The 19,470-nt window shown below is 68.0% G+C and carries 25 protein-coding genes and 3 tRNA genes; 4 read left to right on the top strand and 24 right to left on the bottom strand.

The annotated features are described in order from the left end of the window. Position 1: 1 nt before the first annotated feature. The 16 genes from nuoK to AC07NX_RS17630 form a co-directional block, all read right to left on the bottom strand. Complete coding sequence (nuoK, locus tag AC07NX_RS17705) at positions 2 to 307, bottom strand: NADH-quinone oxidoreductase subunit NuoK (RefSeq protein ID WP_019847589.1); 306 nt, start codon at positions 305 to 307, stop codon at positions 2 to 4. Next, complete coding sequence (locus AC07NX_RS17700; protein ID WP_494643552.1) at positions 304 to 921, bottom strand: NADH-quinone oxidoreductase subunit J; 618 nt, start codon at positions 919 to 921, stop codon at positions 304 to 306. The genes nuoK and AC07NX_RS17700 overlap by 4 nt, the downstream gene beginning before the upstream one ends. Positions 922 to 1,005: 84 nt before the next feature. After that, positions 1,006 to 1,497: an NADH-quinone oxidoreductase subunit NuoI gene (nuoI, locus tag AC07NX_RS17695; RefSeq protein ID WP_019847591.1), complete on the bottom strand. Its 492-nt coding sequence runs from the start codon at positions 1,495 to 1,497 to the stop codon at positions 1,006 to 1,008. Positions 1,498 to 1,507: 10 nt separating this feature from the next. Continuing rightward, positions 1,508 to 1,708: a hypothetical protein gene (locus tag AC07NX_RS17690; RefSeq protein ID WP_494643551.1), complete on the bottom strand. Its 201-nt coding sequence runs from the start codon at positions 1,706 to 1,708 to the stop codon at positions 1,508 to 1,510. 32 nt (positions 1,709 to 1,740) lie between these two features. After that, positions 1,741 to 1,977, bottom strand: coding sequence for a hypothetical protein (locus AC07NX_RS17685; protein WP_494643549.1), 237 nt, complete (start codon positions 1,975 to 1,977; stop codon positions 1,741 to 1,743). 8 nt (positions 1,978 to 1,985) lie between these two features. Next, on the bottom strand, positions 1,986 to 3,059 hold the full coding sequence (gene nuoH / locus AC07NX_RS17680) for an NADH-quinone oxidoreductase subunit NuoH (RefSeq protein ID WP_494643548.1): 1,074 nt from the start codon (positions 3,057 to 3,059) through the stop codon (positions 1,986 to 1,988). A 4-nt stretch (positions 3,060 to 3,063) separates the two neighbouring features. Beyond that, entirely contained in the window at positions 3,064 to 5,124 is a 2,061-nt protein-coding gene (nuoG, locus tag AC07NX_RS17675) for an NADH-quinone oxidoreductase subunit NuoG (RefSeq protein WP_494643546.1), read from the bottom strand. A gap of 6 nt (positions 5,125 to 5,130) precedes the next feature. Further along, positions 5,131 to 6,450, bottom strand: a complete 1,320-nt coding sequence (gene nuoF, locus AC07NX_RS17670) for an NADH-quinone oxidoreductase subunit NuoF (RefSeq protein WP_035074811.1) — start codon at positions 6,448 to 6,450, stop codon at positions 5,131 to 5,133. Positions 6,451 to 6,453: 3 nt separating this feature from the next. Further along, on the bottom strand, positions 6,454 to 6,720 hold the full coding sequence (locus AC07NX_RS17665; RefSeq protein ID WP_494643545.1) for a hypothetical protein: 267 nt from the start codon (positions 6,718 to 6,720) through the stop codon (positions 6,454 to 6,456). After that, on the bottom strand, positions 6,717 to 6,947 hold the full coding sequence (locus tag AC07NX_RS17660) for a hypothetical protein (protein WP_035074805.1): 231 nt from the start codon (positions 6,945 to 6,947) through the stop codon (positions 6,717 to 6,719). Before AC07NX_RS17660 ends, AC07NX_RS17665 begins: the two co-directional genes overlap by 4 nt. Further along, positions 6,947 to 7,633, bottom strand: coding sequence for an NADH-quinone oxidoreductase subunit NuoE (gene nuoE, locus AC07NX_RS17655; RefSeq protein ID WP_494643544.1), 687 nt, complete (start codon positions 7,631 to 7,633; stop codon positions 6,947 to 6,949). The genes AC07NX_RS17660 and nuoE overlap by 1 nt, the downstream gene beginning before the upstream one ends. Further along, positions 7,630 to 7,962 carry a nuclear transport factor 2 family protein gene (locus AC07NX_RS17650; protein WP_035075048.1) on the bottom strand — a complete coding sequence of 111 codons (333 nt, stop codon included), beginning with the start codon at positions 7,960 to 7,962 and terminating at the stop codon, positions 7,630 to 7,632. Before AC07NX_RS17650 ends, nuoE begins: the two co-directional genes overlap by 4 nt. A gap of 11 nt (positions 7,963 to 7,973) precedes the next feature. After that, positions 7,974 to 9,224, bottom strand: a complete 1,251-nt coding sequence (locus AC07NX_RS17645) for an NADH-quinone oxidoreductase subunit D (protein WP_494643542.1) — start codon at positions 9,222 to 9,224, stop codon at positions 7,974 to 7,976. A gap of 1 nt (position 9,225) precedes the next feature. After that, complete coding sequence (locus AC07NX_RS17640) at positions 9,226 to 9,867, bottom strand: NADH-quinone oxidoreductase subunit C (protein WP_035074796.1); 642 nt, start codon at positions 9,865 to 9,867, stop codon at positions 9,226 to 9,228. Next, entirely contained in the window at positions 9,864 to 10,481 is a 618-nt protein-coding gene (locus AC07NX_RS17635; RefSeq protein WP_099052307.1) for a NuoB/complex I 20 kDa subunit family protein, read from the bottom strand. The genes AC07NX_RS17640 and AC07NX_RS17635 overlap by 4 nt, the downstream gene beginning before the upstream one ends. After that, positions 10,451 to 10,828 (bottom strand): NADH-quinone oxidoreductase subunit A, encoded by a 378-nt coding sequence (locus AC07NX_RS17630; RefSeq protein ID WP_035074791.1) that lies wholly within the window; start codon positions 10,826 to 10,828, stop codon positions 10,451 to 10,453. The genes AC07NX_RS17635 and AC07NX_RS17630 overlap by 31 nt, the downstream gene beginning before the upstream one ends. Before the next feature lie 198 nt (positions 10,829 to 11,026). On the opposite strand from AC07NX_RS17630, the gene AC07NX_RS17625 reads away from it, so the two are divergent. After that, positions 11,027 to 11,103: transfer RNA gene (locus AC07NX_RS17625), tRNA-Asp, on the top strand. A 77-nt stretch (positions 11,104 to 11,180) separates the two neighbouring features. Continuing rightward, positions 11,181 to 11,257: transfer RNA gene (locus AC07NX_RS17620), tRNA-Asp, on the top strand. 42 nt (positions 11,258 to 11,299) lie between these two features. Here AC07NX_RS17620 and AC07NX_RS17615 read toward each other — a convergent pair. Beyond that, positions 11,300 to 11,605, bottom strand: coding sequence for a UBP-type zinc finger domain-containing protein (locus tag AC07NX_RS17615; protein ID WP_494643540.1), 306 nt, complete (start codon positions 11,603 to 11,605; stop codon positions 11,300 to 11,302). A gap of 125 nt (positions 11,606 to 11,730) precedes the next feature. Between AC07NX_RS17615 and AC07NX_RS17610 the strand changes: the two genes are divergently transcribed. Beyond that, complete coding sequence (locus tag AC07NX_RS17610) at positions 11,731 to 12,747, top strand: LLM class flavin-dependent oxidoreductase (RefSeq protein WP_494643539.1); 1,017 nt, start codon at positions 11,731 to 11,733, stop codon at positions 12,745 to 12,747. Here AC07NX_RS17610 and AC07NX_RS17605 read toward each other — a convergent pair. From AC07NX_RS17605 to AC07NX_RS17595, 3 genes are read right to left on the bottom strand one after another with little or no spacing between them, the layout of a single operon-like run. Then, the gene (locus AC07NX_RS17605; protein ID WP_494643537.1) at positions 12,744 to 13,976 is read right to left on the bottom strand and encodes a glycosyltransferase family 4 protein; all 1,233 of its coding nucleotides are present in this window, start codon (positions 13,974 to 13,976) and stop codon (positions 12,744 to 12,746) included. The two genes, AC07NX_RS17610 and AC07NX_RS17605, sit on opposite strands and share 4 nt — an antisense overlap. Before the next feature lie 60 nt (positions 13,977 to 14,036). Next, positions 14,037 to 14,204 carry a hypothetical protein gene (locus tag AC07NX_RS17600; RefSeq protein ID WP_167337038.1) on the bottom strand — a complete coding sequence of 56 codons (168 nt, stop codon included), beginning with the start codon at positions 14,202 to 14,204 and terminating at the stop codon, positions 14,037 to 14,039. A 55-nt stretch (positions 14,205 to 14,259) separates the two neighbouring features. Next, positions 14,260 to 15,150, bottom strand: a complete 891-nt coding sequence (locus tag AC07NX_RS17595) for an SPFH domain-containing protein (protein WP_494643536.1) — start codon at positions 15,148 to 15,150, stop codon at positions 14,260 to 14,262. A gap of 104 nt (positions 15,151 to 15,254) precedes the next feature. On the opposite strand from AC07NX_RS17595, the gene AC07NX_RS17590 reads away from it, so the two are divergent. Next, positions 15,255 to 16,508, top strand: a complete 1,254-nt coding sequence (locus tag AC07NX_RS17590; RefSeq protein ID WP_494643534.1) for a nucleotide disphospho-sugar-binding domain-containing protein — start codon at positions 15,255 to 15,257, stop codon at positions 16,506 to 16,508. On the opposite strand, the gene AC07NX_RS17585 is transcribed toward AC07NX_RS17590, so the two are convergent. The 4 genes from AC07NX_RS17585 to AC07NX_RS17570 form a co-directional block, all read right to left on the bottom strand. Then, the gene (locus AC07NX_RS17585) at positions 16,505 to 17,608 is read right to left on the bottom strand and encodes a winged helix DNA-binding domain-containing protein (RefSeq protein WP_494643532.1); all 1,104 of its coding nucleotides are present in this window, start codon (positions 17,606 to 17,608) and stop codon (positions 16,505 to 16,507) included. The two genes, AC07NX_RS17590 and AC07NX_RS17585, sit on opposite strands and share 4 nt — an antisense overlap. A 33-nt stretch (positions 17,609 to 17,641) precedes the next feature. Further along, entirely contained in the window at positions 17,642 to 18,829 is a 1,188-nt protein-coding gene (locus AC07NX_RS17580) for an esterase-like activity of phytase family protein (protein ID WP_494643531.1), read from the bottom strand. A gap of 56 nt (positions 18,830 to 18,885) precedes the next feature. Next, positions 18,886 to 18,960 (bottom strand) — tRNA-Val (locus AC07NX_RS17575). A gap of 148 nt (positions 18,961 to 19,108) precedes the next feature. Then, complete coding sequence (locus tag AC07NX_RS17570; protein ID WP_035074773.1) at positions 19,109 to 19,387, bottom strand: HU family DNA-binding protein; 279 nt, start codon at positions 19,385 to 19,387, stop codon at positions 19,109 to 19,111. Between the last annotated feature and the right edge of the window lie 83 nt (positions 19,388 to 19,470).

Genomic DNA, 19,470 nt, shown 5'->3' with positions numbered 1-19,470 from the left:
ATCAGCCCTTCATCACGCTGGCGTCGTCGACGGCGATGTCGCCGCGGTTACGGAAGAACGTCACCAGGATGGCCAGGCCGACGGCCGCTTCGGCCGCGGCGACGGTCAGCACGAACATGGCGAAGATCTGCCCCGTCACGTCGTGCAGGAAGACCGAGAAGGCCACCAGGTTGATGTTCACCGCCAGCAGGATCAGCTCGATCGACATCAGGATGACGATGATGTTCTTGCGATTCACGAAGATGCCGAAGACGCCGATCGTGAACAGGATGGCGGCGACGACGAGATAGTGAGACAGGCCGATCATTCGCTGATCCCCTCGCCCGGCTTGATCTGCACGATTTCCATCCCGGTCTTTGGCGTGCGGGCGATCTGCTTGCCGATGTCCTGGCGCTTGACGCCCGGCTTGTGGCGCAGGGTCAGGACGATGGCGCCGATCATGGCGACCAGCAGCACCAGGCCCGCCAGTTGGAAGAAGAAGATGTAGTCGGTGTAGAGCACCCGGCCGATCGCCTCGGTGTTCGGCACGCCGAGCGGCGAGGCCATCGGGGCGGCGTTCTTGCCGGCCGCGCCGTTGGCGGCCACCGTCGCGGCGACGAAGATCATCTCCAGCGTCAGGATCCCCCCGACCAGGCCGCCGATCGGCAGGTACTGGGCGAAGCCCTGCCGCAGCTCGGCGAAGTCCACGTCGAGCATCATCACGACGAACAGGAACAGCACCGCGACCGCGCCGACGTAGACGACGATCAGCAGCATCGCCAGGAACTCCGCGCCCATCAGGACGAAGAGGCCCGCGGCCGAGAAGAAGGCGGTGATCAGGAAGAGCACCGAGTGCACGGGGTTCTTGGCCGAGACGACGAGAAGACCCGCCACCACGGTCGCTACCGCGAGCAAATAGAAAGCTATCGCCGGCAAGGCCATCGGCCCAGGTGCTCCCTCAGAAAACCACAAAACACGACGGATCGGGGGATCGGTCGCCTAACCCTCGGAATCGCGCCCCGTCCTTTAGCGGTAGGGCGCGTCCAACTCCAGATTCTTCGCGATCAGCCGCTCCCAACGGTCGCCGTTGTCGAGCAGCTTTTCCTTGTCGTAGTAGAGTTCCTCGCGCGTCTCGACGGCGAACTCGATGTTCGGCCCCTCGACGATGGCGTCCACCGGGCAGGCCTCCTGGCACAGGCCGCAATAGATGCACTTGACCATGTCGATGTCGTAGCGGGTCGTGCGGCGGCTGCCGTCGTCGCGCGGCTCGGCCTCGATGGTGATGGCCTGGGCCGGGCAGATGGCCTCGCACAGCTTGCAGGCGATGCAGCGCTCCTCGCCCGACGGATAGCGTCGCAGGGCGTGCTCGCCGCGGAAACGGGGCGACTGCGGGCCGCGCTCGTTCGGATAGATCACCGTCTTCTTGGGCGCGAGCATGTACTTCATGCCCAGGCCGAAGGCGCCCGCGAAGTCGAGCAGGGCCACGCCCTTGACCGCCTGTGTGATGCGCTGGAACACCAGAGCTCTCCTAACACTTCTCTTTTGGGAGGGGACGAACGTCCCTGCCCGCTTCGATCTGTTCCCGGCGAATGGACTGCCGGATCACGCATTCCTTGGCCTTGGCGTCCGCCTGCCGGCGCGCCTCGACCTGTTCGTCCAGGGAGCCCGTCCGCGGCGGCGGGAGGCCGCGCGGATGCTCCCATGAGGCGCAGCCGGACAGGGCGATCATGGCGATCAATCCGGTCCAGCGCGCCGGCCGCGTCATTTTCCGCCCTGCGGAATGACGCAGCTGTAGTTCGCAAGCTGGGTGGGGTCGCCCCCGTCCTGCTTGGCTTCGATCTTGCCGCCGTCGGCGGCGCATCTCTCGCTGTCGCGGCGCAGCTGGTCGTAGCTGGCCGTGCCGCGCCCCAGCGAATAGGACGCCTTGGCCGGGGCGGCACCGTTGGTCGCGCAGCCGGCCAGGGCCAAGACAAGGCCGGCGAGCGCCAGGGATGTCATCCTGGCGATCACGCCTGCAGTCCGAACACGCGCCAGGCCGACACCAGCATCACCAGCACCAGCGACATCGGCAGGAACACCTTCCAGCCCAGGCGCATCAGCTGGTCGTAGCGGTAGCGGGGCACGATGGCCTTGGCCATGGCGATCATGAAGAACCAGAAGACGATCTTGGCGAAGAACACCACGGCCAGGAACAGATTGGCCCAGAAGGTCGGCCAGGCGTCCAGGAAACCGGTCGGGAAACCGGGGTTCCAGCCGCCGAAGAACAGGACGCTGATCATCGCGCACATCAGGACGATGTTCGAATATTCGGCGACCATGAACAGCAGGTACGGGGTCGAGCTGTACTCGACCTGATAGCCGGCCACGAGTTCGGATTCGGCTTCCGGCAGGTCGAACGGCGGGCGGTTGGTCTCGGCCAGGGCCGAGATGAAGAACATGCCCATGGCGATCACCATCACCGGCATCAGGATGATGTTCTTCAGGCCGGCGCCGCCGAACACGTTCCAGTTCCAGATCCAGCCGGACTGCTGCGAGACGATCGAGGTCAGGTTCATGGTGCCGGCCAGCAGGATCACCGTGATGATGATCAGGCCGATCGACACTTCGTACGACACCATCTGCGCGGCCGAACGCAGCGCGCCCAGGAACGGGTACTTCGAGTTCGAAGCCCAGCCGCCCATGATGATGCCGTAGACGCCCAGCGAGCTCATCGCCAGCAGGTACAGGATGCCGACATTGAGGTTGGAGACCACCCAGCCCGGCGCGAACGGCACCACGGCCCAGCCGACGAAGGCCAGGACCAGGCTCAGCAGCGGGGCCAGCAGGAAGATCACCTTGTCGGCGCCGGCCGGGATGATGATTTCCTTCAGCACGAACTTGAAGAAGTCGGCGAAGGACTGCAGCAGGCCGAACGGGCCCACCACGTTGGGGCCCTTGCGCATCTGCACGCCGGCCCAGATCTTGCGGTCGGCCAGCAGCAGGAAGGCCAGGCTCAGCAGCACCCAGATCACGACCAGCAGGATCCCGCCGGTGGTCAGCAGGGTCCAGCTCACGGCGGGGTTGGAGAAGAATTCGCTCACCGGCCTACTCCGCCGCGATCTTGGCGGCGCCGGAAGCCGTGGCCGCGCATTCGGCCATGGTCACGCTGGCGCGCGCGATGGGATTGGTCAGGTGGAAGGCCTTGATCGGGCTTTCGAACGGCGCGTCCGAAAGCTCGCCCGCCCCGCCCAGGCCCGACAGGTCGAACACGGTCGGGATCGAGCCCGGCGCGAAGTCGATCTGGCCGAACGTCGGGTGCTCGGCGAACAGCCTGGCGCGCAGCTGGTCCAGGCTGTCATAGGGCAGCTTGGCGCCCAGGTGCTCGGACAGGGCCCGCAGGATCGACCAGTCCTCCTTGGCCTCGCCCTTCGGGAACACCGCCCGCTCGCCCATCTGGACGCGGCCTTCGGTGTTCACATAGAGGCCGTTCTTCTCGGTATAGGCCGCGCCCGGCAGGATGACGTCGGCCTTGTGGGCGCCGGCGTCGCCATGGGTGCCCAGATAGACCTTGAAGGCGTCCGAAGCGGCGGTCTCGCACTCGTCGGCGCCCAGCAGGAACAGCACGTCCAGCGCGCCCGGCTTCAGCATTTCGGCGGTCGACAGGCCGCCCTCGCCCGGGACGAAGCCCAGGTCCAGGCCGGCCACGCGGGCGGCGGCGGTGTGCAGCACGTTCCAGCCGTTCCAACCGTCGCGCACGACCTTGAAGGTCTTGGCCACGGCCGCGGCGGCCTTCAGCACGGCGGCGCCGTCGGCGCGCGACAGAGCGCCCTGGCCGATGATGATGGCCGGACGTTCGGCGTTCTTCAGGGCGGTGACGAAGTCGTTCTTGGCCTTGGCCAGGCCCGACAGGGTCTTGGTCCCGGCCCCGAGATAGTCGTAGTCGAAGGTCAGGTCCGCCTGCTGTCCGATCACGCCGAAGCGGATCTTGCCGGCGATCCACTGCTTGCGGAAGCGGGCGTTGAGGACCGGCGCCTCGAGGCGCGGATTGGCGCCGACGAACAGCACCACGTCGGCGTTCTCGACGCCGGCGATGGTCGAGTTGAACAGCCAGCTCTCGCGCGGACCGTGGCCCAGCGTGGAGCCGTCCTGGCGGGCGTCGAGGTTCTTCACGCCCAGGGCGGTGAACAGATCCTTGGTCGCCTTCAGGCTCTCGGCGTCCTGCAGGTCGCCGGCGATCACGCCGACGCGCTCGGGCTTGGCGGCCTTGATCCTGGCGGCGACGGCGGCGAAGGCCTGGGCCCAGCTGGCCGGCTGCAGACGGCCGCCGACGCGGACGTACGGACGGTCCAGACGCTGACGCTGCAGGCCGTCGACGGCGTAGCGCGTCTTGTCGCTGATCCACTCCTCGTTGACGTCCTCGTTGACGCGCGGCAGCACGCGGAGGACCGCGGCGCCGCGGGCGTCGACGCGGATGGCCGAGCCCAGGGCGTCCATGACGTCCACGCTCTCGGTCTTCTTCAGCTCCCAGGGCCGCGCCTCGAAGGCGTAGGGCTTGGACGTCAGGGCGCCGACCGGGCACAGGTCGATGACGTTGGCGCTGAGCTCCGACGTCACCGCCGCGCCCAGATAGGTCGTGATTTCAACGTCTTCGCCGCGCGAGATCAAGCCGATCTCCGGCGAGCCGGCGACTTCGGTGATGAAGCGGACGCAGCGCGTGCACTGGATGCAGCGGGTCATCACCGTCTTGATGAGCGGGCCCATGGCCTTCTCTTCGACCGCGCGCTTGTTCTCTTCGTAGCGGCTGTCGTCGCGACCATAGCCCATCGCCTGGTCCTGCAGGTCGCACTCGCCGCCCTGGTCGCAGATCGGGCAATCCAGCGGGTGGTTGATGAGCAGGAACTCCATCACCCCTTCGCGGGCCTTCTTGACCATCGGGGTCTTGGTGAAGATCTCCTGGCCCTCGGCGGCCGGCAGGGCGCACGACGCCTGCGGCTTGGGCGGGCCGGGCTTCACCTCGACCAGGCACATGCGGCAGTTGCCGGCAATGCTCAGGCGCTCGTGATAGCAGAAGCGCGGGATCTCTTCCCCGGCCAGTTCCGCCACCTGCAGAACCGTCATGCCGGGCTCGAACTCGACCTCGACGCCATTGACCTTGGCGATAGCCATAATCGTTTACTCCGCCGCGATCAGCTTGGCGCCCTGCACGTGCAGGCGACCGCTACGATAGGATGCGATCCGCTCCTCCACCTCGTGGCGGAAGTGACGGAACAGGCCCTGGATCGGCCAGGCGGCCGCGTCGCCCAGGGCGCAGATGGTGTGACCCTCGACCTGGGTCGTGACGTCCAGCAGGGTGTCGATCTCCTTCGGATCGGCCTCGCCGGTGGCCATGCGCTCCATGACCCGCCACATCCATCCGGTGCCTTCGCGGCAGGGCGTGCACTGGCCGCAGCTCTCGTGCTTGTAGAAGTACGACAGGCGGGCGATGGCGCGGACCAGGTCGGTGGACTTGTCCATGACGATCACGGCGGCGGTGCCCAGGCCCGAGCGCAGGTTGCGCAGGGCGTCGAAGTCCATCGGCAGGTCTTCGCACTGCTCGGCGGGGATCATCGGCACGGACGAGCCGCCCGGGATCACGGCCTTCAGGTTGCCCCAGCCGCCACGGATGCCGCCGCAGTGGTCTTCCATCAGCTGACGGAAGGGGATGCTCATGGCCTCTTCGACGTTGCAGGGCAGGTTCACGTGGCCCGAGACGCAGAACAGCTTGGTGCCGGCGTTGTTCGGACGGCCAAAGCCCGCGAACCACGACGCGCCGCGGCGCAGGATCGTGCCGGCGACCGCGATCGACTCGACGTTGTTGACCGTGGTCGGCATGCCGTAGAGGCCCGCGCCGGCCGGGAACGGCGGCTTCAGGCGCGGCTGGCCCTTCTTGCCTTCCAGGCTTTCCAGCAGGGCCGTCTCTTCGCCGCAGATATAGGCGCCGGCGCCGTGGTGGACGTAGAGGTCGAAGTCCCAGCCGTGGACATTGCCCTTGCCGATCAGCTTGGCCTCGTAGGCCTGCTTGATGGCGGCTTCCAGCACTTCACGTTCACGGACGTATTCGCCGCGGATGTAGATGTAGCAGGCGTGGGCCAGCATGGCGCGCGAGGCGATCAGGCAGCCCTCGATCAGGAGGTGCGGGTCATGCCGCATGATCTCCCGGTCCTTGCAGGTGCCCGGCTCGGACTCGTCGGCGTTGACGACCAGGTAGTGCGGACGGCCGTCCTTCACTTCCTTGGGCATGAACGACCACTTCAGGCCGGTGCCGAAGCCCGCCCCGCCCCGGCCGCGCAGGCCGGAGTTCTTCATGTTGTCGATGATCCAGTCGCGCCCGGCGTCCAGGATGTCCTTGGTGCCATTCCAGCAGCCGCGCTTCTTCGCGCCCTCGAGGCCCCAATCATGGAGACCGTAGAGGTTCGTGAAGATGCGGTCCTTGTCTTCGAGGATACCGACCATGACTCAGCTTTGCGGATCGAATGGATGGGCGCGCACATAGCGCGTCCGACGAATGATGACATAGGCGAAAAGCACCCAGGCGGCGCCGATCACCAGGAAAGCGACGGGAACGGCCCAGGCGGGCGCTCCCTGGCCCATCCGGCCCCAGATCAGGAGCAGGGCCCCGATCAGCGAGCCGACCAGGCCGGCGATGCGCTCATTGCGGTAAAGACCGCGGATGGTCTTCACATAGGCCACGCGCTTGGCCAGGAGTTGAGAATCGTCGGTCACGACGCCTTGCCCTCCCCGTCCCGCTTGGCGGCCTTCATCCAGCCCAGGATGAACCAGATCTGCGCGCCCAAACCCACGGCGATGGCGCCGATGAACACCGGCGCCAGCCAGCCGATGCCGGCCGCGACGTAGCCGATGACCGCCGCGCCGGCCAGCACGAAGCAGACCACGTCGATGGCGAACATCGTGGTCAGGCGCTTCTTCTGGATGGCGTCGGCGTGTTGCATCAGGCGGCCGGCTCCGTCTTCGGAGCCTTCTTGGGCTTTTCGGGCAGGTTCGGGATCTTGATCTTCTTGGCCGCCGAGCCGTCGTACAGCTTGGGATCGGTCAGGGTCTGGATCTTGCCCTTGGGTTCCGACGCGCCGCGGCCTTCGTAGCTGCCCGGCCGGGGCGACTTGCCGGCGGCGAAGTCGTCGAGGATCTGGGCCAGACTCTCCGGCGTCAGGTCCTCGTAATAATAGTCGTTGATGGCCGCCATCGGCGCGTTGCAGCAGGCGCCCAGGCACTCGACCTCTTCCCAGCTGAACTTGCCGTCGGCCGACACCGAATGGGCCTCGCCGATCTTGGCCTTCAGCACGGCCTTGAGGTCCAGAGCGCCGCGCAGCTGGCAAGGCGTGGTGCCGCACAGCTGGACGAAGGCGACCTTGCCGACCGGCTGCAGCTGGAACATCACGTAGAAGGTGGCGACCTCCAGCACGCGGATGACCGGCATCTGCAGTTGCCTGGCGATCTCCTGGATGGCGGGCTCGGAGACCCAGCCTTCCTGCTTCTGGGCCAGCCACAGCATCGGGATCACCGCCGACTGCTTGCGCTCGGCGGGGTACTTGGCTTTCCACCAGTCGGCCTTGGCCTGGCTGTCCTTGGAGAAGGCGAAGCTGGCCGGCTGTTCCTTGGCGAGGCGACGAACACTCATCGTGCGAAATCCACGCGGGCGATCTTGTCGCCCCTGAAGGTGTAGATGGCGGCGACCTGGAAGGGCGCGTCGCCGTTGCCGCGGTCGACGTGCTCGTGATCGATCACGTTGGCGCCCACCACGATGCGGTTGAGAAGCTTAGCCTTGTTGTTCGGAAACTGCGCGAACGCGGCTTCGTACCAGGCGCGATAGGCCTCGATGCCCGTGCGCGCCACATCGCCGTTCAGGCCGGCGACCACGACGTCGTCGGTGAAGTGCGCGCAATGGGCGTCCAGATCCTGGGCGTTGTAGGCGTCGAGTTGCGCCTGGGCGACCTTTTCCAGGGCGATGGTTTCGAGGCTCACCGGTCGACCTCACCGAACACGATGTCGAGCGAGCCCAGGATGGCCGAGACGTCGGCCAGCTGGTGGCCGCGGTTCATCCAGTCCATGGCCGCCAGGTGCGAGAAGCCCGGCGCCTTGATCTTGCAGCGGTACGGCTTGTTGGTGCCGTTCGACACCAGGAACACGCCGAACTCGCCCTTGGGGGCCTCGACCGAGGCGTAGACCTCGCCTTCCGGCGTGCGGAAGCCTTCGGTGTAGAGCTTGAAGTGGTGGATCAGGGCTTCCATCGACCGCTTCATCTCGGCGCGGCGCGGCGGGCTCACCTTGTTGTCCTCGGTCATCACCGGGCCGGGCGTGACGCGCAGCTTTTCGATGGCCTGAAGGATGATCTTGGTCGACTCACGCATCTCCTGCATGCGGCACAGGTAGCGATCGTAGCAGTCGCCGTTCTTGCCCAGCGGGATTTCGAACTCGAAGTCGTTGTAGCACTCGTAGGGCTGGTTGCGGCGCAGGTCCCAGGCGATGCCCGAGCCGCGCACCATCACGCCCGAGAAGCCCCAGGCCAGCGCGTCTTCCTTGGTCACCACGCCGATGTCGACGTTGCGCTGCTTGAAGATGCGGTTGTCGGTGATCAGGCCCTCGATGTCGTCGCAGATCTTCGGGAAGGCCTTGGCCCACTTTTCGATGTCGTCGATCAGCGACGGGGTCAGGTCCTGGTGGACGCCGCCCGGGCGGAAATAGTTGGCGTGCAGGCGAGCGCCGCAGGCGCGCTCGTAGAACACCATGAGCTTCTCGCGCTCCTCGAAGCCCCAGAGCGGCGGCGTCAGGGCGCCGACGTCCATGGCCTGGGTCGTCACGTTCAGCAGGTGGTTCAGCACCCGGCCGATCTCGCAGAACAGCACGCGGATCAGGCTGCCGCGCATCGGCACGTCCACGCCCAGCAGCTTCTCGATGGCCAGGCAGAACGCATGTTCCTGGTTCATCGGCGCCACATAGTCGAGGCGGTCGAAGTACGGAATGTTCTGGAGGTAGGTGCGGGCCTCCATCAGCTTCTCGGTGCCGCGATGCAGCAGGCCGATGTGCGGATCGACGCGCTCGACGATCTCGCCGTCCAGTTCCAGCACCAAGCGCAGCACGCCGTGGGCGGCCGGGTGCTGCGGGCCGAAGTTGATGTTGAACTTGCGAACCGGGGTTTCCGGCACGGCCGGCAAAGACGGCGCGTCGTGGAAGAAGTCGGTCGCGGCGGCGGGGGAGTTGGAACCAGTCATCTTACGCGTCCCCTGCCCGCTTCTCGGCCTTCTCGTCGCCCGGCAGGGCGTACTTGGCGCCCTCCCACGGAGACATGAAGTCGAAGGCGCGGAACTCGGTGATCTTCACGGGCTCGTAGACCACGCGCTTGAGCTCGTCGTCGTAACGGACCTCGACATAGCCCGTCATCGGGAAGTCCTTCCGCAGCGGATGGCCGTGGAAGCCGTAGTCGGTCAGGATCCGGCGCAGGTCGGGGTGGCCGTCGAAGAAGATGCCGTACATGTCGAAGGCTTCGCGCTCGAACCAGTCGGCCACCGGGAACACCGGCGTGGCGCTGGGGACGGCGGTGTCCTCGTCGGTCTGGACCTTGAAGCGTACGCGATGGTTCTTCACCAGCGACAGCAGGTGATAGACCACGTCAAACCGGCGCTCGCGCTCCGGATAATCGACGCCCGTCAGGTCCACCAGCTGGTGGAAGCGGTAGTCGGGATGGTCGCGCAGATAGGTCAGGGCCTGGACCACGCGGTTGGCCGGGCCCAGCAGGTTCAGCTCGCCGAACGCCACGTGATGGGCGGTGATCGCGCCGGCCGAATTGGCGACGATCGCCTGGCCAAGCGCTTCCAGGGGCGAAAGCGTCACTTCGGTGGAAACAACGTCGGTCATCGCTCGATCGTCCCCGTGCGACGGATCTTCTTTTGCAGCTGCAGCACGCCGTAGACCAGGGCCTCGGCGGTGGGCGGGCAGCCGGGGACATAGATGTCGATCGGCACCACGCGGTCGCAGCCGCGCACGACGCTGTAGCTGTAATAATAGTAGCCGCCGCCGTTGGCGCAGCTGCCCATCGAGATGACGTAGCGTGGCTCGGGCATCTGGTCGTAGACCTTGCGCAGAGCCGGAGCCATCTTGTTGGTCAGGGTGCCGGCGACGATCATCACGTCCGACTGCCGCGGGCTGGCGCGCGGCGCGAAGCCGTAGCGCTCCAGGTCGTAGCGCGGCATGGCCGAGTGCATCATCTCGACGGCGCAGCAGGCCAGGCCGAACGTCATCCACATCAGGCTGCCGGTGCGGGCCCAGGTGATCAGGTCGTCGGCGGCGGCCGTGACGAAGCCCTTGTCGGCCAGCTGGCCCGACAGGCCGTCGAAATAGGGGTCGTGCAGCTTGGGGTCATAGCCTTGCACCGTCGACCGCGCGGCCGAGCCGGCGGGAACCAGCGGCGAGCTGGGCGCCGGGCCGGTGGGGGGAACGATCACTCCCATTCGAGGGCGCCCTTCTTCCATTCGTAGATGAAGCCGACAGTCAGAACGCCCAGGAAGACCATCATCGACCAGAAGGCGAAGGCGGCCACGTCATGCGGCAGCTTCATCAGCGAAACGGCCCACGGGAACAGGAAGGCCACTTCCAGGTCGAAGATGATGAACAGGATCGAGACCAGGTAGAACCGGACGTCGAACTTCATGCGCGCGTCGTCGAAGGCGTTGAAGCCGCATTCGTAGGCGGACAGCTTTTCCGGGTCCGGCGCCTTGGGGGCGAGCACCGCGGCGGCGAGGATGAAGGCGATGCCGATGACCGCCGCGATCCCGAGGAAGATCACGATCGGCAGATACTGGAGAAGGAAGGCGTTCATGACAGCCCTTGGCTTGAATCGAGCGGGTTGTAGCTCAGTGTCGCCAGCGCTTCAAACGCCTCGGACACATTGAGAAACGGTCGCAACTGGCATTCACTCACAGCTTCCGCGACATGGCCGTTGACACGCACATCGGCCCGACATATCAGACGCCCCTCGCCGCACGGCGGGTCGCACTTCGCTTCGGCGGAGCCTGATGCGGATGTAGCTCAGTTGGTTAGAGCGCCGGCCTGTCACGCCGGAGGTCGCGGGTTCAAGTCCCGTCATTCGCGCCACCTTCCTCGAAGTTGGCTGCACCCACCGCCAGGCCAGTCTATGGAACGACCGCGCCGGACCTTGGTTCGCGCCCGACGCGGATGTAGCTCAGTTGGTTAGAGCGCCGGCCTGTCACGCCGGAGGTCGCGGGTTCAAGTCCCGTCATTCGCGCCACTTTCCTCCTTTTCTTCGCCACACGCGAGGGGGCGCCGCGCCTCAATAGAATCGCGGAATCGGTCCGGGATGCGGAGTCGGCGTCTCGAATTCGAAGAATTCCTCGTCGACATAGCACCAGCCCCAGCCCTCGGGCGGGTCGTAGCCTTCGATGATCGGGTGGCCGGTGAGCTTGAAATGCTTGGTGGCGTGCTTGTTTTTTGACTGGTCGCAGCAGCCGACATGCCCGCAGGTCCGGCAGAGCCGCAGGTGCAGCCAGGAATCACCGGTCTTGAGGCACTCCTCGCAACCCGCCGTTCCAGGCGTTACGTCCTGGATCTGGTCCAGGTGGATGCATTTCAACGCCATGGGGGCCTCCGTTCTTCGCCTGGGCGGCGCGCTGTCCGCCCGCGAATCCTGCATTGATCCCGGCGGCGCGGCTAGAACGAACCGATCGCCTTGAGGTTCGCGTCGCGCGTTCCGATCTAGCGTGCATGTCGCACGCCCATCCCCTGCCCTTTTCCGTCCTCGACCTGGCCCCCGTTCCGCAAGGCTCCAGCGTCGGCCAGGCGCTTCACAACAGCCTGGACCTGGCCCGCCACGCCGAACGGCTCGGCTATCACCGCTACTGGCTGGCCGAGCATCACAACATGCCGGGGATCGCCAGCGCCGCGACCGCCGTGGTCATCGGCCACGTGGCGGCCGGCACCTCGACGATCCGGGTGGGCTCGGGCGGGATCATGCTGCCCAACCACGCGCCGCTGATGGTGGCCGAGGCGTTCGGCACCCTGGCGGCCCTCTATCCGGGCCGAATCGACCTGGGCCTGGGCCGCGCGCCGGGGACCGATCAGGCCACGATGCGGGCCCTTCGCCGCTACATGGGCGCTGTGGACAGCTTCGCCCAGGACGTCGTCGAGCTGCAGGGCTGGTTCCAGCCGGCTCAACCGGGCCAGTCCGTGCGCGCCGTGCCCGGCGAGGGCCAGGACGTCCCGCTCTGGCCGCTGGGCTCCAGCACCTACAGCGCCCAGCTGGCCGCGGCCCTGGGGTTGCCCTTCGCCTTCGCCGCCCACTTCGCGCCGGACCAGCTGATGGAGGCGATCACCGTCTATCGCCGGACCTTCAAGCCCTCGCCGGCCCTGGCCCAGCCTTATGTGCTGGTCTGTATCGGGGTCTGCGCGGCCGACACCGACGACGAGGCCCGCCGGCTGTTCACCTCCAGCCAGCAGCAGTTCGTGGCGCTGCGGCGTGGCAGTCCGGGCCTGCTGCCGCCCCCGGTCGACGACATCCGCGAGGTGGCTTCCGAAGCCGAGATCGCGGGCCTGGACCATACCTTCCGCTATTCGGCGATCGGCTCGCCCGACACGGTCCGCGCCAAGATCCAGAAGGTGCTGGACCTGACCGGCGCCGACGAGCTGATGGCCGCCTCGCAGATCCATGACCACGCCGCCCGGCGACGATCCTACGAGATCCTCGCCCAGGTGCGCGGCGCTCTGGTCGAGGCCGCCGCCTAATTCCAGCCGACCAGCTCGGTCGACGACTGAGGCGCGTCCTCGAACGCGGCGCAGCCGGTGAGCCGGCCGTAGATCGCCGACAGCTTGCGGAACACTGGATCCCAGCCGTGCCGGTGCTCGGCCCGCCGCCGAGCGGCCTGGCCCAGCGCCGACACGTCGCGTGCGAACACCGATTCGACCGCCTCGGCGAACGCGCGGGCCTCCGAGGCCGCGGCCAGGGCCCCGACCGTCTCGTCCACGGATTCGGCCACGCCGCCGGCCGCGACACCGATCACCGGCAGGCCGCAGGCCATGGCCTCCAGCACGATCAGGCCGAACGGCTCGTTGTCGTTGGCGTGGACAAAGGCGTCGCAACCGGCCAGCACCGCCGCCAGGCTCTGCGGGTCGCGCTGGTAGTCCATGCAGATCACCCGATCGCTGGACGGCGCCCCGGCGCCCGCCCCCACGAACAGCAGCACATAGGGATCACCCAGGCGCTCGACCGCCTCGACCAGGACGTCCAGCTTCTTCTCTCGGGCCGGGCGTCCCGCGAACACCAGGATTCGATGGCGGCTGGTCAGGCCCAGGCGGCGGCGCAAGGCGTCGCGGTCGCCGCGGCCAGGGTTGAAGATGTCGGTGTCGACGCCCAGCGGCAGGCCGATGGCGTTCTTGACGCCCGCCTCGATCAGCCGCCCGGCGATGAACTGGCTGGGCGCGACGGCCTGGTCGAACTGCCGGTAGATCGCCGCCCAGCGCTTCTGCACGGGCTTCTCGGCCCATTCGCCGATGTGCAGCGCCGCCAGGGCGCCCAGATCGGTGTGGCAGAAGCCGACCACCGGCACGCCCAGCGCGTCGCCGGCCTTCAGGGCCGCCAGGCCCGGCGTATAGGGATCGCCGGCCTCGATGATGTCCGGGCGCTGACGAATCAGTCGCTCCATCCAGGCGTTCTTGACCACCGGCCAGCGATAGCCGTCACCGAACGGCAGCGGCGCCGCATAGATCGAAACCCGTCCGTGCCCGTCGTGCGCGTCGCGCGGGCCAGGCACCACCAGGGTGTGCCGGACCTGCGGCCGATTCGCCGCGATCCAGGTCCGCTTGGAGTTCAGATAGCGCCGAACCCCGCCGCTGCGGGGCGCGTAGAGCATGGTGGTGTCGACCAGCCTGACCGGCTTCCCGCCGGGCCGGACCGCCTTGAACAGGGGTTCTTCTGCCTCGTTGAACGCCGAGAGCGGATCAAACCTCAAATCCATCACGCCGGAACCTCGCTTGTCAGCCGCGCCCGCCGCGACGGCCGCAGAGCCTTAAGACACTCACGGGGACGGAGGTTCCTCCGAAGCTGGAGCGGTGTCCAGCGCCCGCAACGCGCCACGCCGCGAGAGCGCCTCGCGCAAGAGCATTTCGACCTGGGCGTTGACGCTTCGCAGTTCGGCCGCCGCGAGGCTCTCGACGGCGGCCAGCACCTCGGGGCGCACGCGCATCAGAAACGCGCGACGCCCGCCTTTGGGCGCATCTGGTGGAGACGCGGCCAAGTGATCAGCCGTACAGCGTGCCGGTGTTGACCACGGGCTGGGCCTCGCGGTCGGCGCACAGCACCACCAGCAAATTGGACACCATCGCCGCCTTGCGCTCGTCGTCCAGGATGACGACGTCCCGCTCGCTGAGCTGCTGCAACGCGTTCTCGACCATGCCGACCGCGCCCGCGACGATCGTGCGGCGGGCGGCGAGCACGGCCTCGGCCTGCTGGCGCTTGAGCATCGAACCGGCGATTTCCGGCGCGTAGGCGAGGTGCATCAGATGCGTCTCGTCGATCGACACGCCCGCCACGGCGGTGCGCCCCCTCAGGTCGGTCCGCAGGCGCTCGCTCACATGGTCGGCGTCGGCGCGCAGCGTGGGTTCGCCGCTATCATCGTGATCGTAGGCGTAGTGCGAGGCCGTCTCGCGCAGCGCCGTCTCGATCTGGATGTGCACGAAGGCCACATAGTCGTCGACGTCGAACAGGGCCTGGGCGGTGTCCGACACCCGCCAGACGATGTTGGCGGCGATCTCGACCGGGTTGCCGCGCTTGTCGTTGACCTTCAGCGTTTCGCTGGTGACGTTGCGCACCCGCAGGCTGATCTTCTTGCGGCCGTACCAGGGCAACACCCAGCGCAGGCCCGTCCGGCGATCGGTGCCGATGTAGGTCCCGAACAGGGTGATGACATAGGCTTCGTTCGGCTGCAGCGCATAGAAGCCGCAACAGACCAGTACGAACAGGACGATTAGCGTCACGCCGAGCACGGCAAAGCCCGCGGCGCCGCCGATGGCGGAGGAAAAGGCCCATAAGGCGGCGACGACCAACAGCGGAAGCGACAGTAGCGGCAGCCCGCCGCCGATCCCGCCGTAGGCGCGTTCGGTCGAGCGGTTGATATTTGGCGCGTCGGACATGAAGTCCTCCAAGGTTGATTACAAAGTGATATCACTTTGATCGCTTATGGCAAGGCTCGTCCGGACCGCGTAGGCAGGCGACGCGGATGTGATCGAGGGCATGGATGGCGCGGTTTCTCTTCACCACCTGGGAAGGCGGCGGGCATGTGCAGCCCATGCTGCTGGTCGCCCGCGACCTGGCGGCGCGCGGCCACGCCGTGCTGGCGTTGAGCGACCCGTGCAACGCCGCCGATGCCGACGCCCTGGAGGTCCCGTTTCGCGCCTGGACCACCGCCCCCTTCCAGACCGGCAAGACCCGCGACGACGATCGGCTGAAGGATCACGAGGCCGACAATCCATTGGCGGTGATCCAGCGGCTGCTCGACCGGGTGATGGCCGGCCCAGCCCTCGCCTACGCCCAGGACACGCTGGCGGCGATCGACGCCTTCCACGCCGACGTGGTGGTTTCGCAGGAACTGCTGCTGGGCCCGATGGCGGCGGCGGAGGCCCGCGCCCTCCCTCTGGCCCTGCTGGCCGCCAACGTCTGGTCGCTGCCGACCATGCCCGGCGCGCCGCCGCTTGGGGCCGGCATGCTCCCGGCGGCCAGTGACGAGGAACGTGGCATGCACGCCATGGTGGGCCAGATGAGCCGGACGTTCTTCCAGGCCGGCCTGCCCGACCTGAACGCCGCCCGCGCCGCCCTGGCCCTGCCGGCCCTGGGCGACCTCTTCGAGCAATTGGACGTCGCCAAGGCCATCCTGCTGGCCACCAGCAAGGCCTTCGACTTCGCCCCCGAACCCCTGCCCGCGCCTTTCGTCCATGTCGGCCCCTACCTGGCCGACCCGGCCTGGGCCGAGCCGTTCGCGCCGCCGCCCGGCGACGCGCCGCTGGTCATGGTGTCGTTCTCCAGCCTCTACCAGGCGCAGGAACCCATCCTGCGCGCGATCATCTCCGCCCTGGGCCAGTTGCCGGTGCGCGGCCTGGTCACCACCGGCCCGACCATCAATCCCGCCGAGTTCGCCGCCCCGGACAATGTCGTCGTCGTCCGAAGCGCCCCGCATGGGGCCCTCCTGCGGGACGCGGCCCTGGTCGTCACCCACGCCGGCCATGGCTCGACCCTGAGGCCCCTGATGGCCGGCGTGCCGCTGCTGTGCCTGCCGATGGGCCGCGACCAGCACGACAACGCCGCCCGCGTCGCCCACCGGGGCGCCGGCCTGACCCTGCCGGCCGACGCGAGCCCCGACGCGATCGCCGCCGCCGTCCGTCGCCTGCTGGACGAGCCCGCGTTCAAGACCGCCGCGCAGACCCTGGGTTCGGCGATCCGCGCCGACGAGGCCGTGCGCGACGCGGCGCCGGTGCTCGAGGCGCTGGCCTCCTAGGCTTCCGCGACCTTGATCCGAACCTCGCCGCCGGCGTGGCTGGCGGCGAAGGCCAGCAGCCGCTCGCCCTCGTCCGCCAAGTCCCTGGCGACGGCCTTGGCCGGCGTGTCGAACAGCTCCACGTGCAGGATCGACGTCGCCTTGCCGTCCTCGATCCGCCAGCGCCCCGCCGTGAAGCCGTCGACCAGCACGGCGGCGCGCAGGATGCCGTTGGCCGTGTAGAGCCGGCGCTTGTGGTCCGCCGACATGATCCGCGTCCGGTCCTCGTGGGCCAGAAGCACATTGTCGAATTCGCCGAGGAACCGCACCGGCATCTCGGCCTCGCCCGACGGACGGTGGGCCTCGGGAAGGTCGAACAGTTCGGCCCCGTCCTCGCCCCGGAACACGGCCAGGGACGGCCGGAGCGCCTGGAACGTGGACGCCAGGCGGCTGAGGCCCAGCCAAGCCTGGGCGTCGGCGACGCTGGCTGGCCCGAACGCCGCCAGGTAGCGCCACACCAAGTCAGCCAGGGCGAGGTCGGGCTCGGGCGCGGCGAGCCGGTCCTCCATCGCCGCCAGGGTCGGCTGGCCGCTTCGCCCCCACAGGCCCCGCGGCGGCAGTTGCACCATCGGCAGGTGAATGCGCGCCGCCATGGCCAGGGCCTGCGGATCGCGCCCAGGCCAGCGCGCGGCCAGGGCGTCGCGAAGCTCGGCCGTGGTCAGCGCCCCCCGTCGCAGCAGATCCCGCGCCGACGCCGTGATCTCGGCATGGTCCAGCCCGGCCAGGGCGCGACCGTGGACGCCGCCTTCGGTCAGGAACCGGTCCAGGCCCCGCTGGATCAGTGGCCGGATCCTCGCGAAATCGTTGGCGGAGGCGATGTGAAGCGTGCCGCGCATCAGTGTGCCCCGCGCCAGGCTGAAATCCTCCAGCCGCTCGGACAGTTGCTCGGGCGCGAAGGCCTCCAGCCGGGTCCAGAGAGCGAAATACGGCGCCTGCGCGGCCTGGGCCTGCAGGGCGATCAGCCGTTCCAGCGCCTCGGGCACGGAAAGGTCGGCGCGGCGCGACAGGTGCTGCCGCGCCAGCAGCGCCCGGTTCAGCGCCCGGCGATCCAGCGTTTCCATCCTCGCGTTCCTGCCCGCCAAGCGCGCCCCCGTCTATTTCATCGCCGCGTGGCCGCCGTCGGCAAGCGGCGCGGCGAAGCTGACCCTGTAGAACGCCGTCTCCCGCCCCTCGACCCCAAAGTCGTTGTCGGTGCTCAGCAACAGGTCACGATCGGACAGCAGGGCCATGCCTTCCAGGTCGGGGTCGATCTGCGGCCAGTCATCGGTCGACAGCACCAGGGTCTTGGTCAGGACCGGCGCGTCCAGGGTCACGCGATAGAGCTTCGAGGTGCGGGAGATCCGCTCGAGCACGAGCAGTTGGTCATCGCCCAGCGACACGGCCTCGGAAATCTTCAGGTCCTCCGGTCCCACCGGCCCGGCTTCGGCGTCGCGGCGGAACGTCTCCGGCGCATCGAACGGATAGAAGTGCTCGGCGAGCGGCGCGCCGGTCCGGGCGTCCAGCGTCCAGAGGCGGGCCCGCCCCCGCCCTTCGGCGGCGGTCTCGTCTTCCGGCGACAGCGGGCTTTGCAGGATCGCGTGCAGCCGCGTCTCGTCCGGCGACAGGGCCAGGGCCTCGAAGCCGCGGTTCAGGGGCCGGCGCGCGGACAGGGCCGGCAGAACGTCCTCGACACGATAGGCCGCGCCGGCCAGGGCGGCGCCCTCGCCCTTCGGAAGCCAGCGCGCCTGGACCACGCCGTCGGCCGCCACGACCAGGATCGAGGGACCGTATTCGTCCGCCACCCTGAAGGTTCCATCGGCGAGAGCCGCGACGGCCTCGGTGTCGCCGCCGGCCAGGCTTGGACCCAGCAAGGCGCCCGACAGGTCGAACGCCGGCTCCATGGTCGCGACGTCGCCGCCGGGCCCCGGAAGGCCGTCGAAGGCCGCGCCCGTCGCATCGCGCAACGGCAGCACCTGGAGGCGCTCGACCCTGCCGGCCCCGACATGCAGTTGGGCCAGCGTCGGGCCGATCGCCGGACGCGGCATGATCTTGGCCCCTTCAAGTCCGGCCAGGCCGGACAGGCTGGCCAGGCCATGATCCTCGACCGCCGCCCCGATCTTGATGTTGGGCCCACGATCGCCAATCGCCCAGACCACGCCCGGCGGATCGCCCGCCCGACGCGCCAGGCCCGAGCCCAGCCCCAAGGTTATGCGCAGGCGTCCCGCCGGCGTCTCCACCTCGTCGAGCAGGTGGTCGACCCAGGTCAGGCGGGTCACGGTGATGTCGGCGGGTTCGGCGGCCATGCCCGATCAGTGCGGGCGTCGACGGCGAAAGTCCATCGCCTGTCGGGCCAGGATGTTGGTGGGCGGTGAGGGGATCGAACCCCCGACCCTCTCGGTGTAAACGAGACGCTCTACCGCTGAGCTAACCGCCCCCAAAGGCTCCTTCGAGCCCGTCTGTGCGAGGCGGACAAGGCCAAGACGGACGGGGATGTGGGAGATACCCCGTCCGTTCGGAAAAGTCCTGCATAGAAAGGGCGGGACGCCGTCACGGCGACCCGCCCTCGAAATCTGGTTACTGGATCAGCCGTTCAGCGTGGTTTTCAGACCTTCACCGACCTGGAACCGGGCCGTCTTGGACGCCGGGCGGTTCACGGTCTCGCCGGTGCGCGGGTTGCGCGCGGTGCCCGCGGCCCGGGACACGGCCTTGAAAGTGCCGAAGCCGACCAGCCGCACGTCCTCGCCTGATTTCAGCGAACTGGTGACGGCGTCGATGAAAGCCTCGAGAGCGTCCTTAGCCTGGTTCTTGTTGATGCCCGCCTTTTCGGCGATCGCCGTGACGAGTTCGGCCTTTGTGGTCATGTTCTTCTCCCAGCATGAAAGCGGCGGCGCTGGCTACAGCTCACGCCGCTTCGCTCGACCGGGAGTATGCGGGGTTCAGACGG

The organism is Caulobacter sp. GW821-FHT09A05, assembly GCF_059418465.1.
Note: the sequence above shows the minus strand (reverse complement) of the source record. Positions and strands in the feature narration are given on the sequence as shown.

Bases quoted from the DNA above. Each gene is read 5' to 3' on its own strand.
- nuoK (WP_019847589.1), bottom strand. From the start codon at position 307: ATGATCGGCCTGTCTCACTATCTCGTCGTCGCCGCCATCCTGTTCACG.
- AC07NX_RS17700 (WP_494643552.1), bottom strand. From the start codon at position 921: ATGGCCTTGCCGGCGATAGCTTTCTATTTGCTCGCGGTAGCGACCGTG.
- AC07NX_RS17690 (WP_494643551.1), bottom strand. From the start codon at position 1,708: ATGATCGCCCTGTCCGGCTGCGCCTCATGGGAGCATCCGCGCGGCCTC.
- AC07NX_RS17685 (WP_494643549.1), bottom strand. From the start codon at position 1,977: ATGACATCCCTGGCGCTCGCCGGCCTTGTCTTGGCCCTGGCCGGCTGC.
- nuoG (WP_494643546.1), bottom strand. From the start codon at position 5,124: ATGGCTATCGCCAAGGTCAATGGCGTCGAGGTCGAGTTCGAGCCCGGC.
- nuoF (WP_035074811.1), bottom strand. From the start codon at position 6,450: ATGGTCGGTATCCTCGAAGACAAGGACCGCATCTTCACGAACCTCTAC.
- AC07NX_RS17660 (WP_035074805.1), bottom strand. From the start codon at position 6,947: ATGCAACACGCCGACGCCATCCAGAAGAAGCGCCTGACCACGATGTTC.
- nuoE (WP_494643544.1), bottom strand. From the start codon at position 7,633: ATGAGTGTTCGTCGCCTCGCCAAGGAACAGCCGGCCAGCTTCGCCTTC.
- AC07NX_RS17645 (WP_494643542.1), bottom strand. From the start codon at position 9,224: ATGACTGGTTCCAACTCCCCCGCCGCCGCGACCGACTTCTTCCACGAC.
- AC07NX_RS17640 (WP_035074796.1), bottom strand. From the start codon at position 9,867: ATGACCGACGTTGTTTCCACCGAAGTGACGCTTTCGCCCCTGGAAGCG.
- AC07NX_RS17635 (WP_099052307.1), bottom strand. From the start codon at position 10,481: ATGGAAGAAGGGCGCCCTCGAATGGGAGTGATCGTTCCCCCCACCGGC.
- AC07NX_RS17630 (WP_035074791.1), bottom strand. From the start codon at position 10,828: ATGAACGCCTTCCTTCTCCAGTATCTGCCGATCGTGATCTTCCTCGGG.
- AC07NX_RS17615 (WP_494643540.1), bottom strand. From the start codon at position 11,605: ATGGCGTTGAAATGCATCCACCTGGACCAGATCCAGGACGTAACGCCT.
- AC07NX_RS17610 (WP_494643539.1), top strand. From the start codon at position 11,731: ATGTCGCACGCCCATCCCCTGCCCTTTTCCGTCCTCGACCTGGCCCCC.
- AC07NX_RS17605 (WP_494643537.1), bottom strand. From the start codon at position 13,976: ATGGATTTGAGGTTTGATCCGCTCTCGGCGTTCAACGAGGCAGAAGAA.
- AC07NX_RS17600 (WP_167337038.1), bottom strand. From the start codon at position 14,204: ATGCGCGTGCGCCCCGAGGTGCTGGCCGCCGTCGAGAGCCTCGCGGCG.
- AC07NX_RS17595 (WP_494643536.1), bottom strand. From the start codon at position 15,150: ATGTCCGACGCGCCAAATATCAACCGCTCGACCGAACGCGCCTACGGC.
- AC07NX_RS17590 (WP_494643534.1), top strand. From the start codon at position 15,255: ATGGCGCGGTTTCTCTTCACCACCTGGGAAGGCGGCGGGCATGTGCAG.
- AC07NX_RS17585 (WP_494643532.1), bottom strand. From the start codon at position 17,608: ATGGAAACGCTGGATCGCCGGGCGCTGAACCGGGCGCTGCTGGCGCGG.
- AC07NX_RS17580 (WP_494643531.1), bottom strand. From the start codon at position 18,829: ATGGCCGCCGAACCCGCCGACATCACCGTGACCCGCCTGACCTGGGTC.
- AC07NX_RS17570 (WP_035074773.1), bottom strand. From the start codon at position 19,387: ATGACCACAAAGGCCGAACTCGTCACGGCGATCGCCGAAAAGGCGGGC.